14 protein-coding genes and 2 pseudogenes are annotated in these 14,660 nt (G+C 67.7%); 14 read left to right on the top strand and 2 right to left on the bottom strand.

The features are described from left to right. Position 1: 1 nt before the first annotated feature. On the top strand, positions 2–658 hold the full coding sequence (locus R0D99_RS12970) for an FABP family protein (RefSeq protein ID WP_317748591.1): 657 nt from the start codon (positions 2–4) through the stop codon (positions 656–658). A gap of 46 nt (positions 659–704) precedes the next feature. On the opposite strand, the gene R0D99_RS12965 is transcribed toward R0D99_RS12970, so the two are convergent. Continuing rightward, positions 705–1,274: a PAS and helix-turn-helix domain-containing protein gene (locus R0D99_RS12965; protein ID WP_317748590.1), complete on the bottom strand. Its 570-nt coding sequence runs from the start codon at positions 1,272–1,274 to the stop codon at positions 705–707. A gap of 82 nt (positions 1,275–1,356) precedes the next feature. On the opposite strand from R0D99_RS12965, the gene R0D99_RS12960 reads away from it, so the two are divergent. The 8 genes and pseudogenes from R0D99_RS12960 to R0D99_RS12925 all read left to right on the top strand — a co-directional run bounded on the left by R0D99_RS12960 (position 1,357) and on the right by R0D99_RS12925 (position 9,526). After that, on the top strand, positions 1,357–2,061 hold the full coding sequence (locus tag R0D99_RS12960) for a CoA transferase subunit A (protein WP_317748589.1): 705 nt from the start codon (positions 1,357–1,359) through the stop codon (positions 2,059–2,061). Between the two features lie 13 nt (positions 2,062–2,074). Beyond that, positions 2,075–2,716 (top strand): CoA transferase subunit B, encoded by a 642-nt coding sequence (locus R0D99_RS12955; RefSeq protein WP_317748588.1) that lies wholly within the window; start codon positions 2,075–2,077, stop codon positions 2,714–2,716. 104 nt (positions 2,717–2,820) lie between these two features. After that, positions 2,821–3,592, top strand: a pseudogene (locus R0D99_RS12950) (3-hydroxybutyrate dehydrogenase). Between the two features lie 213 nt (positions 3,593–3,805). Beyond that, positions 3,806–4,030: a hypothetical protein gene (locus tag R0D99_RS17370; RefSeq protein WP_416365888.1), complete on the top strand. Its 225-nt coding sequence runs from the start codon at positions 3,806–3,808 to the stop codon at positions 4,028–4,030. Between the two features lie 39 nt (positions 4,031–4,069). After that, a complete protein-coding gene (locus tag R0D99_RS12940; RefSeq protein ID WP_317748587.1) occupies positions 4,070–4,300 on the top strand; it encodes a hypothetical protein in 231 nt (76 codons plus the stop codon). A gap of 125 nt (positions 4,301–4,425) precedes the next feature. Beyond that, positions 4,426–5,770: pseudogene (locus R0D99_RS12935) on the top strand (aspartate aminotransferase family protein). A gap of 44 nt (positions 5,771–5,814) precedes the next feature. Then, positions 5,815–6,801: a TAXI family TRAP transporter solute-binding subunit gene (locus R0D99_RS12930; RefSeq protein WP_317748586.1), complete on the top strand. Its 987-nt coding sequence runs from the start codon at positions 5,815–5,817 to the stop codon at positions 6,799–6,801. A gap of 145 nt (positions 6,802–6,946) precedes the next feature. Then, positions 6,947–9,526, top strand: coding sequence for a TRAP transporter permease (locus tag R0D99_RS12925; RefSeq protein WP_317748585.1), 2,580 nt, complete (start codon positions 6,947–6,949; stop codon positions 9,524–9,526). Positions 9,527–9,533: 7 nt separating this feature from the next. Here R0D99_RS12925 and R0D99_RS12920 read toward each other — a convergent pair whose 3' ends face one another. Continuing rightward, on the bottom strand, positions 9,534–10,235 hold the full coding sequence (locus R0D99_RS12920; protein ID WP_317748584.1) for a pseudouridine synthase: 702 nt from the start codon (positions 10,233–10,235) through the stop codon (positions 9,534–9,536). Between R0D99_RS12920 and yaaA the strand changes: the two genes are divergently transcribed. The 5 genes from yaaA (at position 10,234) to R0D99_RS12895 (ending at position 14,645) form a co-directional block, all read left to right on the top strand. Beyond that, positions 10,234–11,007 (top strand): peroxide stress protein YaaA, encoded by a 774-nt coding sequence (yaaA, locus tag R0D99_RS12915; RefSeq protein WP_317748583.1) that lies wholly within the window; start codon positions 10,234–10,236, stop codon positions 11,005–11,007. The two genes, R0D99_RS12920 and yaaA, sit on opposite strands and share 2 nt — an antisense overlap. 6 nt (positions 11,008–11,013) lie before the next feature. Beyond that, positions 11,014–11,862 carry a 2OG-Fe(II) oxygenase gene (locus tag R0D99_RS12910; RefSeq protein WP_317748582.1) on the top strand — a complete coding sequence of 283 codons (849 nt, stop codon included), beginning with the start codon at positions 11,014–11,016 and terminating at the stop codon, positions 11,860–11,862. A 55-nt stretch (positions 11,863–11,917) separates the two neighbouring features. Continuing rightward, positions 11,918–12,826, top strand: coding sequence for an alpha/beta hydrolase (locus R0D99_RS12905; protein WP_317748581.1), 909 nt, complete (start codon positions 11,918–11,920; stop codon positions 12,824–12,826). A 2-nt stretch (positions 12,827–12,828) separates the two neighbouring features. Beyond that, positions 12,829–13,683, top strand: a complete 855-nt coding sequence (queF, locus tag R0D99_RS12900) for an NADPH-dependent 7-cyano-7-deazaguanine reductase QueF (RefSeq protein WP_317748580.1) — start codon at positions 12,829–12,831, stop codon at positions 13,681–13,683. Between the two features lie 239 nt (positions 13,684–13,922). Further along, positions 13,923–14,645, top strand: a complete 723-nt coding sequence (locus tag R0D99_RS12895; RefSeq protein WP_317748579.1) for a GntR family transcriptional regulator — start codon at positions 13,923–13,925, stop codon at positions 14,643–14,645. Positions 14,646–14,660 lie beyond the last annotated feature (15 nt).

The following is a 14,660-nucleotide window of genomic DNA, read 5'->3' as shown; positions in this document are numbered from 1 at the left end:
CGTGAACCCCGCTCACCCGTTCCCCACCGACATCTACACCGAGCCCCAGGCCGATCCGAACACGCTGGCCAACCTGGGGCCACTCACGCGCATGGCCGGCGTGTGGCAGGGCGCGCAGGGCATGGACCGCAAGCCCAAGGCGGGCGGCCCCAAGCTGCAGGCCTTCGTCGGCCGCGTGGAGCTGCAGCCGATTGACCCGCAGACCAACGGCCCGCAGCTGTTCTACGGTTTGCGCTATCACATTCATATCACCAAGCCAGACCAGGTGAAGACCTACCACGACCAGGTTGGCTACTGGCTGTGGGAGCCGGCGACGGGCACCGTGATCCAGACGCTGACGATTCCGCGCGGGCAGACGGCGATGGCGGGCGGCACGGCGGCGGCGGACGCCAACGAATTCGAGGTGGTGGCCACGCTGGGCAGCCCGACCTTCGGCATTTGCTCCAACCCGTTTCTCGACCACGCCTTCAAGACCACCGAGTTCCGCATCAAGGTCGGCTTCAGTGCCGACGGCACCTGGTGGTACGACGAGACAACGACGATGCAGATCGCGGGCCAGGCCGCGCCGTTTTCGCACACCGACCACAACGTGCTGACCAGGATCGCCGAGCCGACGCCCAACCCGCTGGCGCTGGCGGCGGCGCAACAGAAAACATAGCAGGCAACGGGCTAGGGGCCTGCGCTCCGCCTTGCTGCAGCTGTATTTACAAGCCGCCCATCAGCTTCTGCACCAGCTCGGCCGCCGTGCTGGCCTGGTACTTGCGCATCAGCCGGGCGCGGTGCACTTCAACCGTGCGGTGGCTCAGCGACAGCGCGCGGCCGATTTCCTTGCTGGTCAACCCGCGCGTGAGATGCGCGGCCACTTCGCGCTCACGCGGGGTCAGCGCGGCCGTCACCGGGCGCTGTGCGCTCAGGTCTTCGAACGTCCAGATGCCGGCCGCGTGCGGCGCGGCGCGGTCGATGGCGCGGCCCGTCACGTGGCACCAGAAGGCCTGGCCCGCCTGCGCGCCGCCCACGCGTTTCATCACCCGGTTGTCGGCGTACACGCCCTCGCGGTTGAGGATGGGCGCCATGCGCGCGCCGATGCGCTCGTATTCGTCGGCACTGGGGTACAGAATGCGAAAGCTCTGGCCGATCAGCTGGTCGGGCGCGGCGCCGAAGATCTCGCACACGCGCTCGTTGCAGTCCACGATGTGCCGCTCGCGCGAGAGGATCAGGCCGACCGGCGCCAGCTGAAACGCCAGCCGGTAGTCGGGTGCGGCAGGGATGTCCATTACGAAATACTACGTAATCGGGTACGTAGTATGGTTCAGGGTTGTCCCGTGGCCCCCATTTTTTCTTGAGGAGACATTGCCTGTGAACAAGATTTACCCCTCGGCCGCCGAGGCGCTCAAGGGCGTCGTCAAGGACGGCCAACTGCTGGCCGTCGGCGGCTTCGGCCTGTGCGGCATTCCCGAAGCGCTGATCGAAGCGCTGCGCGATTCGGGCGTGAAGAACCTGACCGCCATCAGCAACAACGCCGGCGTCGATGGCTTTGGCCTCGGCAAGCTGCTGGAAACGCGCCAGATCAAGAAAATGATCAGCAGCTACGTGGGCGAGAACAAGGAGTTCGAGCGCCAGTACCTGGCCGGCGAGCTGGAGCTGGAATTCACCCCGCAAGGCACGCTGGCCGAGAAGCTGCGCGCCGGTGGTGCCGGCATTCCCGCCTTCTTCACCAAGACCGGCGTCGGCACGCTGGTGGCCGAGGGCAAGGAGCTGCGCGAGTTCGACGGCGAAACCTATGTGATGGAGCGCTCGCTGGTGGCCGACGTGGCGCTGGTCAAGGCCGACGTGGCCGACAAGAGCGGCAACCTGCGCTTCAACCTGACGGCGCGCAACTTCAACCCCGCCGCCGCCATGGCCGGCAAGATCTGCATCGTGGAGGTCGAGCGCATTGTCGCCACCGGCGAAATCGCGCCGGACGACGTGCACCTGCCGGGCATCTACGTGCACCGCATCGTGCACAACCCGACGCCCGAAAAGCGCATTGAAAAGCTCACCACGCGCGACCGCAAAGTTTAAGGAGACACGAACTATGGCCTGGACCCAAGACCAGATGGCCGCGCGCGCGGCCAAAGAACTGCAGGACGGCTTTTACGTCAACCTCGGCATCGGCATTCCCACGCTGGTGGCCAACCATGTGCCGGATCACGTCGAGGTGTGGCTGCAATCCGAAAACGGCATGCTCGGCATCGGCCCCTTCCCGTATGAGGACGAGGTGGACGCCGACCTCATCAACGCCGGCAAGCAGACCGTGACCACCATCAAGGGCAGCAGCATCTTCGGCAGCCACGACAGCTTCGCCATGATCCGTGGCGGCAAGATCAACCTGAGCATCCTGGGTGCCATGCAGGTGACCGACAAGGGGGATCTCGCCAACTGGATGATTCCCGGCAAGATGGTCAAGGGCATGGGCGGCGCCATGGACCTGGTGGCCGGCGTGGCGCGCGTCATCGTGCTGATGGAGCACGTGGCCAAGAAGAAGGACGGCACCACCGACATGAAGATCCTGCCGCAGTGCACGCTGCCGCTGACGGGCGTGGGCGTGGTCGACCGCATCATCACCGACCTGGGCGTGTTCGACGTTACGCCCGACGGGTTGAAGGTGACCGAACTGGCCGATGGCGTGACCTTGGAAGAAGCACAGTCCAAGACCGGCGTGCCGCTGATCAAGTAAGCCGACCGGAGCCACTGGCACCGTTTCACCACAAGCAGGGTTCGCCGCACGCGCGTCGCCCTGCTTTTTCATTTGTGCAGACAACAGGAGAACACCCCATGAGCATGCTGAAAGGCAAGACCGCCCTCGTCACCGGCTCCACCAGCGGCATTGGCCTTGGCATCGCCATCGAGCTGGCCAAGCAGGGCGCCAACATCGTGATGAACGGCTTTGGCGACGTGGAAGGCCCCAAGTCGCAGATTACCGCGCACGGCGTGCGGGCCGAATACCACGGCGCCGACATGAGCAAGCCGGCCGAGATCGAGGCCATGATGAAATTCGCGGCCGAGCAGTTCGGCGGCGTCGACATCCTGGTCAACAACGCCGGCATCCAGCACACGTCCAGCATTCGCGACTTTCCCACCGAGCGCTGGGACGCCATCATCGCGATCAACCTCACGTCTGCCTTCCACACCACGCGGCTGGCGATCCCGCACATGGTCGACAAGAACTGGGGCCGCATCATCAACATCGCCTCGGTGCACGGCCTGGTGGCGTCGAAGGACAAGTCGGCCTACGTGGCGGCCAAGCACGGCATCGTGGGCCTGACCAAGGTCACGGCGCTGGAACTCGCCACCACCGGCGTCACCGCCAACGCCATCTGCCCCGGCTGGGTGCTGACGCCGCTGGTGCAAAAGCAGATCGACGCGCGCGCCGAGAAGGACAAGATCACCGTGGAACAGGCCACGCGCGAGCTGCTGAGCGAAAAAAGAGCCGTCGCAGCAGTTCACCACGCCCGAGCAGCTGGGCGGCATGGCGGCGTTCTTCTGCAGCGATGCGGCGAACAACATCCGCGGCCAGGCCTGGGCCAACGATGGTGGCTGGACGGCGCAGTAAATTTCAATCCGAATCGGCCTGTTGCGCAGGCCCATAAAGCGCTGGAAGCTACAAAAATAGTAGCTGCCGGCGTTTTTTTTCGCCCATTGTCGGCGCCGGCCGACACGCTGCCGCAAACGCGGCTGGCATCGGCGGCGGCGCAGCGTGACGAACATCAGCGGCATGGCGCGTTGTTCACTGGATCGCCATCCACGGGGCGCCGGGGAGCCGACCATGACACCGCCGCCCACATTCCGCCTGCTGTTCATCGCCGCGATGGTGCTGGGTGCTGCCCAGGCCGGCGCCGCCTGCTACACCGTCCACGACGCCGAGGGCCAGATCGTGCATCGGGCCGATGAGGCACCGGCCAGCGCGGCGCAGGCCGTCACGGTGCCGGACGGCGGCCGCGTGACGCTGACCCCCGACGGCTGCGCCTCTGACGTGACCGTCGCCGAGTAGGTGACGCCATCGACGAGAGCCCCGTCAACCGCGCCGCTGTTGACCCACGTGCACATTGCCGCCAGCGCCCGCACGCCTTATGCGGTGGTCGGCCGTGACATCGCCGTCGTCGCACCGGCCAATGCCGAGCAGGTGTGGCAGCGCGCGCCCGTGGCGGATCGCGCCGTGCCGGTGCGGGCCCCGCGCCCAAGGCCGTTGGAAACGGTGATCACCGAATGGGCCGACGGCCGCGTCGACGTGGAGCAGCGGCCGCTGCCGCGCCGCTACTGACGCGCCCTTGCCGCCCACAGTGGGTGTTTTCGCGGCTGCCTCGGCCAGCCGTCGCGTGCTAGCCTTGCCAGGCGTCTGACGCGTTCGCCCGCGGGTTGGCGACGCAGGCGCTGAAGGCCCGTCGAATGAGCAGCACGCCACGCACGCACGTTTTTCATCGCAGTCTTCTGTCCACCCCGCCGGTCGCCGTCAAGGGCGAGGGCGTGTGGCTGCAGGACGCCGCCGGCCAGCGCTACATCGACGCCTCGGGCGGCGCCGCGGTGTCGTGCCTGGGGCATGGCCACCCGGCCGTGCTGGCGGCGATGCATGCGCAGATCGATCGGCTGGCCTACGCGCACACCAGCTTCTTCACCACCAAGGTCGCGGAACAACTGGCCGACCAGCTGGTGCGCACGGCGCCGGCGGGCATGAGCCATGCCTACTTTGTCAGCGGCGGCTCGGAGGCCGTGGAGGCGGCGCTGAAGATGGCGCGCCAGTACTACCTGGAAATCGGCCAGCCCGAGCGCAGCCACTTCATCGCCCGGCGCCAGAGCTACCACGGCAACACGCTGGGCGCGCTGGCGGTGGGCGGCAACGCCTGGCGCCGCGCGCAGTTTGCGCCGCTGCTGATGGACGTGACGCACGTCGCGCCGTGCTACCCCTACCGCGACCAGCGTGCAGACGAGACGCCCGAGCAGTACGGCCAGCGGCTGGCGCAGGAGCTGGACGAGGCCATCCAGCGCGTCGGGCCCGGCAAGGTGCTGGCCTTCATCGCCGAAACCGTGGGCGGCGCCACCGCCGGCGTACTGGTGCCGGTGACTGGCTACTTCAAGGCGGTGCGCGAGGTCTGCGACAAGCACGGCGTGCTGCTGATCCTGGACGAGGTGATGTGCGGCATGGGCCGCTGCGGCACGCTGCACGCGTGCGAGCAGGAAGGCGTGGTGCCCGACCTGATGACGATCGCCAAGGGGCTGGGTGGGGGGGTTTCAGCCGATTGGCGCGGTGCTGGCGCAGAAGAAGATCGTCGACGCGTTCTCGCAGGGCAGCGGCTTCTTTCAGCACGGACACACCTACCTGGGCCACGCGGTGGCGTGCGCGGCGGCGCTGGCGGTGCAGCAGGTCATCGAGCGCGACGGGTTGCTACAGAAAGTGCAGCGCGATGCGCCCGTCCTGCAAGCGCTGCTGGCCGAAAAGTTCAACAATCATCCGCAGGTGGGCGACGTCCGCGGGCGTGGCTTCTTCTGGGGTGTCGAGCTGGTGCAGGACCGCGCCACCCAGGCGCCGTTCGACCCGGCACGGCGCCTGCATGCCAAGGTCAAGGCGGCGGCGTTTGCGCGCGGGCTGCTGGTTTATCCCATGGGCGGCACGGTGGATGGCCGCTATGGTGATCACATCCTGCTGGCGCCGCCGTTCATCACCCGGGAAGCTGAACTGGTGCAGATCGTCGACCGGCTGGCCGACGCCGTGGATACGGCGCTCGCCCAGGGTTGACCGGGCAGGCTTTGTGTCTTTCAACCGTTTCATCTAGGAGTGACATGCGCATGAGCTTCGCACCCGCTTTCAAGACCCTGGCCCTGGTGGCCGCCGCTTCGGCCGCCCTGTGGACGGCGCCGGTCGCCGCGCAGCAGAAGTTCGTCACCATCGGCACCGGCGGGGTGACCGGCGTGTACTACGCGGCCGGCGGCGCCATCTGCCGCCTGGTCAACAAGGACCGCGCCAAGCACGGCATTCGCTGCTCGGTCGAATCGACCGGCGGCTCGGTGTTCAACGTCAACACCATCAAGGCGGGTGAACTCGACCTGGGCTTCACCCAGTCCGACGTGCAGTTCAACGCCGTCAAGGGCCTGAACCAGTTTGCCAAGGACGGCGCGGTGGGCGATCTGCGCGCCGTGTTCGCCGTGCACCCCGAGCCCTTCACCGTGGTGGCGCGCAAGGAAGCCAACATCGGCAAGTTTGAGGACTTCAAGGGCAAGCGCTTCAACGTCGGCAACCCCGGCTCGGGCACGCGCGCGTCGATGGAAGAACTGCTGGGCGGCATGGGCTGGAAGCTGAGCGACTTTTCGCTGGCGTCGGAACTGAAGGCCGACGAGCACGGCCCCGCGCTGTGCGACGGCAAGATCGACGGCTTCTTCTACGGCGTGGGCCACCCCAGCGCCAACATCCAGGACCCGACCACCAGCTGCGGCGCCAGGCTGGTGTCGCTGTCCGGCCCGGCGGTCGACAAGCTGGTCGAAGGCAAGCCTTACTACGCCAAGGTCACCATCCCGGCCGGCCTGTACCCCAACAACCCGCAGGCCACCAACACCTATGGCGTGCTGGCCACGGTGGTGGCCTCGGCCAAGACCCCGGCCGACACCATCTACGCCGTGACCAAGGCGGTGTTCGACAACTTCGACGAGTTCAAGAAGCTGCACCCGGCGCTGGCGCACCTCAAGCCCGAGGACATGGTCAAGAACGGCCTGAGCGCGCCGCTGCATGACGGCGCCGCGCGCTACTACAAGGAAAAGGGCTGGATCAAGTAAGCCTGCGATGGCGCCAGGCCACCCACAAAAGAGGCGAAGGTGACTTCGCCTTTTTCGTGGTGGCCGATACCCGCTCCAAAGCCCGCCAGCGCCATCGGGAAAAGCGCGGGCAGCTATTGAATCGATAGTAGACGACGGATTCGACATGGCCACCGACATCGAAAAAGCTCCCGAAGCCTTGCAACAACTGGTGGCCGACACCGACACCGGCGGCCGCAAGCCGAGCGGCGCCACGGCCAGGGTCATCTTCACGCTGGCGCTGGCCTGGGCGTTGTTCCAGTACTGGTACGCGTCGCCGCTGCCGTTTGCGCTGGGCTTCGGCGTCCTCAACGACACCGAGGCGCGGGCGATTCACCTGGCGTTTTCGCTGGCGCTGGCGTTCCTGGCCTGGCCGGCGTTCAAGTCGTCGCCGCGCCGCCGCGTGCCGGCGCTGGATTGGGTGCTGGCCATCGTCGGCGCCTTTGCCGGCGCCTACCTGATGCTCTTTTATCGGGAGCTGGCCACGCGACCCGGCCAGCCGACCGGGATGGACATCGTGGTCGCCACCACGGGCCTGCTGCTGCTGCTGGAGGCCACGCGCCGCGCCGTCGGCTGGCCCATGGCCCTGCTGGCGCTGTGCTTTCTGGCGTACTGCTATTTCGGTCCCTACCTGCCCGAAGTGCTGTCGCACAAGGGCGCGTCGCTCAACCGCCTGCTTTCGCACATGTGGCTGACGACCGAGGGCGTGTACGGCATTGCGCTGGGCGTGTCGGCCAGCACCATCTTTGTCTACGTGCTGTTCGGCGCGCTGCTGGACCGCGCGGGTGGCGGCAACTACATGATGCAGGTCAGCTTTGCCGCTTTAGGCCACATGCGCGGCGGGCCGGCCAAGGTGGCGGTGGTGTCGTCGGCGCTCAACGGCATGATCTCGGGCTCGTCGGTGTCCAACGTGGTGTCGGGCGGCATCTTCACCATTCCGCTGATGAAGAAGGCCGGCTACGGCGGCGTAAAGGCCGGCGCCATTGAGACCATGAGTTCCGTCAACGGCCAGATCATGCCGCCGGTGATGGGGGCAGCGGCGTTCCTGATGGTGGAGTACGTCGGCATTCCGTATTCCGACGTGGTGAAGCACGCGTTTCTGCCCGCATCGCTGTCGTACCTGGGCCTGCTGTACATCGTGCACCTGGAGGCGCTGAAGATGGGCATGCAGCCCGTCGCCTCACGCGTAGCGCGCAGCTGGCGCGACCGCGTGCTGCGCAACCTGATCGGCATCAGCGGCACGCTCATGGTCGTCGGCGTGCTGTATTACGCGTTGCAGTTCTTCAAGAGCACCTTGGGCGCCGCGGCACCCTGGGCCGTCGGCGGCACGCTGCTGGCCATGTACCTGTACGCGCTGCGCGAGGCCGCACGTTGCCCCGACCTGCCGGAAGACATCGACGTCAACAACCCCCGGCCGCTGGAAACCTGGCCCACGGTGCGCGCGGGCCTGCACTACCTGATTCCCATCGGCGTGCTGATCTGGTGCCTGATGGTGGAGGAGATGTCGCCGTCGCTGTCGGCCTTCTGGGCCGTCACCTCGCTCATCGTGCTGATGCTCACGCAGCGTCCGCTGATCGACTTCTTCCGCGGCGTCAAGACGCCCGGCGCCTGGCTGCAGGGGGCGGATTCGGTGGTGCAGGGCTTCAACGATGGCGCGCGCAACATGATCGGCATTGGCGTGGCGACGGCTACGGCGGGCATCATCGTCGGCGCCATCACGCTCACCGGGCTGGGCCTGCGCATGACGGAGTTCGTCGAGTTCGTCAGCCACGGCAACGTGATGCTGATGCTGCTGTTCATCGCCTTCGTGTGCCTGGTGCTGGGCATGGGCGTGCCGACGACGGCCAACTACGTGCTGGTGGCCACGCTGATGGCGCCGGTGGCGGTGGAACTGGGCGCGCAGGCGGGGCTGGTGATTCCGCTCATCGCGGTGCACCTGTTCGTCTTCTACTACGGCATCATGGGCGACATCACGCCGCCGGTGGGCTTGGCCACGTTTGCCGCGTCGGCCATCTCGGGCGAGGATTCGATTGCCACCGGCATCCAGGGCGCGCTGTACGCGCTGCGCACCGTCATCCTGCCCTTCATCTGGATCTTCAACCCGCAACTGCTGCTGATTGACGTGCATGGCTGGGGTGAACTGATCCTGGTGGTCACTGCCTGTTCGGTCGCCATGCTGGTGTTTGCGGCGCTGACGATGAACTGGTTCCGCATCAAGCTGAAGTGGTGGGAATTCGCGCTGCTCACGCTGTCGGTGGTGATGCTGTTTCGCCCCGGCTTCTTCATGGACCGCATCGCGCCCGAATACCGCAGCGCGCCCGCCACGCAGGTGTATGACGTGGCGAAGGATCTGCCCGATGCCGGCACGCTGGTGCTGCAGATCAAAGGCACCACGCTCGAAGGCGAAGACGTCGAAAAGACGGTGTCGGTGCAACTGGGCGACAAGGGCCCGGACGGCCGCAAGCGCCTGTCGGACGCCGGCCTGGCGCTGGTGCCGCTGGGCAGCGACATGCAGGTGGGCACCGTCAAGTTCGGCTCGCAGGCCAAGCGCTCGGGCTTCGAGCCGGGCTGGGAAGTCAGCCACGTGCAGGTGCCCACCGACCGGCCCACCAAGTACTGGTTCTTCCTGCCCGGCTTTCTGCTGGCAGCGCTGGTGTGGTGGCTGCAGGGCCAGCGCATGCGGCGCGAGGGCCTCGCGCACGCCTGAGGCCCTATTACGGTAGCGGCAGCGGCCAGCGCTGCCATTCGTTGCCCGGCGGCGCAGTGATCCGCAACGGCGCGCCGGTCAGCGGGTGCTGCAGCTCAAGCGACAGCGCGTGCAGCCACAGCCGCTGCAGGCCCAGCCAGCCGGCCAGCGCGCGGTTGAGCGGCCCCTTGCCATGCGTGGCGTCGCCGACGATGGGGTGCGCCATGTGCTTGCAATGCCGCCGCAACTGGTGGCGGCGGCCGGTCAGCGGCGTCAGTTCGATCAGCGCGCAGCGCGTTTCGGCGTGGTCGCCGTAGGGCAGGGGCAGCGTCAGTTGCGCCAGGGTGCGAAATCGCGTGCGCGCGGGCTGCACGTCCAGCGCGCGTGCCGACGCGCGGGCGTCGTCGGGCAGGCGGCGCAGCGGGTGGTCGATCAGGCCGGCGGGCGGCGGCCAGCCGCGCACCATGGCGCGATAGGTCTTTGTGACCTGGTTGCTCTCAAAAACAGAGCGTGCTGCGCTGGCTGCGCCTGCGCTCAGGGCAAAAAGCAGCACGCCGCTGGTACCCTTGTCGAGCCGGTGCACGGGCCACACCGGCCGGCCGATCTGCGCGTGCAGCAGCTGTACGGCGAAGCGGGTCTCGCCCGCGTCCAGCCCGGTGCGGTGCACCAGCAGGCCGGCGGGCTTGTCGATGGCGACCAGGTCGTCGTCTTGGTACAAAATCGGCAGCATGCTGTTTGTATTGTCGCCCGCCAAGGCGCTGGACTACGAGACGCCGGTACCGCCCGACGTGCCGCACACGCAGCCCCTCTTTGCGCGCCAGTCCGCCGCGCTGATCGAGGTGCTGCGCGAAAAGTCACCGCGCCAGATCGCCGAGCTGATGAAGCTGTCGGACCCGCTCGCCAGCCTGAACGTGGCGCGTTATGAGGCGTGGCGCCCACGCTTCACGGCGCGCAATTCGCGCCAGGCCGTGTTCGCCTTCGATGGCGATGTGTACGGCGGGCTGGACGTGCGCTCGCTGGGCGCCGCCGAGCAGGACTGGCTGCAGGCGCACGTGCGCATCCTGAGCGGCCTGTATGGCGTGCTGCGCCCGCTCGACCGCATGCAGCCCTACCGGCTGGAGATGGGCACGCGCCTGGCGACCGACCACGGCGCCAACCTGTACCAGTTCTGGGGCACGCGCATCGCCGACCACCTGAACCAGCAGATGGCGGGCCAGCCGGTGCCCATCCTCGTCAACCTGGCATCGCAGGAATACTTCAAGGCGGTCGACCGCAAGGCGCTGAAGGCGCGCGTGATCGACTGCGTGTTCGAGGACTACAAGGGCGGCCAGTACAAGGTCATCAGCTTCCTGGCCAAGCGCGCGCGCGGCCTGATGGCGCGCTACGCCGCGCAGCACCGCGTGGACCGCCCCGAGGACCTGCGCGGCTTTGATCTGGAACGATACGCTTTCGCGCCGGCCGCGTCCGAGCCGGACCGCCTGGTATTCCGCCGAAAGGGCTGACCGCACATGACACAGAAGATCACCCCCGAATTGCGGCAGTGGATCGTCGCCCAGGCGCAGGCCGGCCACAGCGCCGAAAGCGTGCTGGAGTCGATGAAGGCCTCCGGCTGGGACGAGGACGTGGCGCTGGACGCGCTCGAATCCACCTTGCGCAGCCATCTGGACGAACAGGCCGCCGCGCAGGGCCTGCCGCCCGCCGTGCCGGTGCCCGAGCCGGACGTCGACGAATCGCCCCTGTACCTGGACGGCGGCGACCGCCAGGTGGCCGTGCTGAGCGTGATGGGCTCGCCGCGCGTGGTCGTGTTCGGCGGCCTGCTGTCGGACGAGGAATGCGATGCGCTGATCGCCGCGGCGCGGCCGCGCATGAGCCGCTCGCTGACGGTGGCCACCAAGACCGGCGGCGAGGAAGTCAACGCCGACCGCACCAGCCAGGGCATGTTCTTCCAGCGGGGCGAGAACGAGCTGGTCAAGACCATCGAGGCGCGCATTGCGCGGCTGGTCAACTGGCCGGTGCAGAACGGCGAGGGCATCCAGGTGCTGCAGTACGTGCCCGGCACCGAATACAAGCCGCACTACGACTACTTCGACCCCCATGAGCCGGGCACGCCGACCATCCTCAAGCGGGGCGGCCAGCGCGTCGGCACCGTGGTGATGTACCTGAGCGAGCCCGAAAAAGGCGGCGGCACCACCTTCCCGAACGCGCTGTTCGAAGTCGCGCCCAAGCGCGGCAACGCGGTGTTCTTCAGTTACGAGCGCGCCCACCCCAGCACCAAGACGCTGCATGGCGGCGCCCCCGTCATCGCGGGCGAGAAGTGGATCGCCACCAAATGGCTGCGCGAAGGCGAGTTCAAGTGAGCGGCGCCGCGCCCGCCCGCGCGGGGGTGAAGGACCAAGGCATCGGTTTGTCGCCATGCAGGTAACCGCCAACGGTTTGCGCCTGGAAGTCGAGGACTCGGGCGGCGCGGGCGAGCCGGTGCTGCTGCTCATGGGCCTGGGCGGGCAACTGATCCACTGGCCGCCCCAGATCACAGCGCCTTTGGCGGCGGCCGGCTACCGCGTGATCCGCATCGACAACCGCGACGCGGGCCTGTCGCAATACCTGACAGAACTGGGGCGGCCCAACCTGGCCTGGCATGGCCTGCGGCTGGCGCTGGGCGGCCGCCCCAAACCCCCGTACACCCTGGCTGACATGGCGCAGGACACCATCGGCGTGCTGGACGCGCTGGGTGTGGCGCGCGCCCACGTGGTGGGCATGAGCATGGGCGGCATGATCGCGCAGCGCATGGCCATCGGCTGGCCAGAGCGCGTCGGCTCGCTGGTCAGCATCATGAGCTCCAGCGGCGCGCGCGGCCTGCCGGGCCTGCAGCCGCAGGTGCTGAAGGTGCTGCTGGCCAAGCCGCGCAGCCGCGACCGGGAAGCCGTGATCCGCTATTACCTGGATTTCTTTCGCGTCGTCGGCAGCCCCACGCATCCCGTGCCCGAGGCCGAGTTGCGGCCCTTCATCGAAGCCACCATCGACCGCGCCTACCACCCGGTGGGCAACCTGCGCCAGCTGGCGGCCGTGATGGCCGACACCGGCCGCGCGGCCGAGCTGGCCCGCATCAGCGCGCCCACGCTGGTGCTGCATGGGCGCGATGACCCCTTTGTGCCCCTGGCGTGCGGCCAGGACACGGCGCGCCGCATTCGCGGGGCGCGCTTCGAGGCCATCGACCACATGGCCCACCTGCTGGAGCCGGCCGTGTGCGACCGCCTGCAGCCGCGCCTGCTTGCGTTCCTGCGCGAACACCCTCTCCACGCTTCGCCCGTGGCCAAGGCTTGACCATGTCCTTCGCATCGCCCGCCGACTCTCCCCTCGGCCGCCACACCACTTACGCCGACCAGTACGACCCGTCGTTGCTGTTTCCGATCCCGCGCGCGCCGCAGCGGGCCCAACTGGGCATTACCGGCCAGCCGGGTTTTTTCGGTGCCGACCTGTGGACGGCGTTCGAGCTGTCGTGGCTCAACATGCGCGGCAAGCCGCAGGTGGCCATTGCGCACATCGTGGTGCCGTGCGAAAGCACGCACATCATCGAAAGCAAGTCGTTCAAGCTGTACCTGGGCAGCTTTAGCGGCACGCGCATCGCCGATCCCGACGAGGTGCGCCGCCGCCTGCAGGCGGACGTCAGCGCGGCGCTGTGGCAGGGCGGGCCGCTGCAGGCGTCGGCGGGGGTGCGGCTGATCGCGCCGGACGACTTTGACCGCGAGGCGGTGGGCGAACTGGACGGCCTGAACCTCGATCGCCTGGACATCGAGTGCGACCACTACGACGCACCCGCGCCCGAGCACCTGAGCGCCGCGTTCGATGAGCAGCCGGTTGAAGAAACACTGACCAGCCGCCTGCTGAAAAGCAATTGCCCCGTCACCGGCCAGCCCGACTGGGGCAGCGTGCAGATCCGCTACACCGGCCCGCAGATCGACCAGGCCGGGCTGCTGCGCTACATCGTCAGCTTTCGCAACCACAGCGATTTTCACGAGCACTGCGTTGAGCGCATGTTTACCGACCTCTGGCAGCGCTGTCGGCCGTTCAAGCTGTCGGTGTATGCGCGCTACACGCGCCGTGGGGGGCTCGACATCAACCCCTGGCGCACCAGCCACCCCGGCCCGGCGCCGGCGCCCGTGCGCACTGCGCGGCAGTGACGCCAAGGCGGCTTGGGCGGCACCGCCGGGCTTTCTGGCCCGCCAGCGCATAAATACCTTGAAACTGTGATGTCCTGCACGGGGTGTAACCTAGGTGATGGGCTTTCAGGGGGCTTTGGCGCATAATCCCGCCTCCCGCGCAAACCCCTTTTTGGGGGGGCGGGTCGTGCGGCCCTTTCGTAGTTTTTTTGAGGCTTGCCAGGCCCAGTCTTATGTCAAGTAGTTTTTCGACACTCCAATTGGATACGCGGGCGCCCGAGCCCCTGTGGCGCCAGCTTTACACGCAGCTCGACGAGCTGCTGACTTCGGGGACGGTGCGCGAAGGCGCCAGCCTGCCACCCGAACGCGAATTGGCTGAAACCCTCGGCGTCAGTCGCTCCACCGTCAAGCGCAGCTACGACCAGTTGCGCCAGGACCAGCGCGTGGGCGGCCGTGGCCGCGCCGGCAGCGTGGTGCGCCGCCCGGCCGCGCGCGTCGAGCCGCTGCTCGGCCGCCTGAAAGGCTTTACCGAGGAAATGCAGGAGCTGGGCAAGTTCGCCTCCACCACGCTGCTGGTGTGCGAAGTGGTGATGGACCGCCGCCTTGCGTCGATCTTCCAGCGCCCGTCCAACGCGCAGTTCCTGCACATCGAGCGTGTGCGCGAAGCCGACGGCGTGCCCATGACGCGCGAACTGGCCTGGTACGACCTGACCGTCGCACCCGCCATGGCCGACTGGGACGGCGGCGGCTCGGCCTACGAGCGCCTGCGCCAGACCTGCGGCGTGCAGCTGGGCGGTGCCGAGCAGACGGTCGAAGCGGTGCTGTCGTCCGACGCCGAGGGCGCTGCCTTCGGCTTTGACACGCCGCAGCCCTGCCTGCTGTTCAAGCGCACCACGCGCGACTTGGCCGGTGCGCTGGTCGAATACGTCGAAGGTACCTTCCGCGGCGACGCGTACGTGTACCGCATGCAGCTGCAGCCCTGACGCAGTCAGCGCCAA

Source organism: Ottowia sp. SB7-C50 (genome assembly GCF_033110285.1).
In the GTDB taxonomy this organism is placed as follows: Bacteria; Pseudomonadota; Gammaproteobacteria; order Burkholderiales; family Burkholderiaceae_C; genus Ottowia.
The sequence above is the reverse complement of the archived record's forward strand: the minus strand, read 5'-3'. Positions and strand labels throughout refer to the sequence as shown.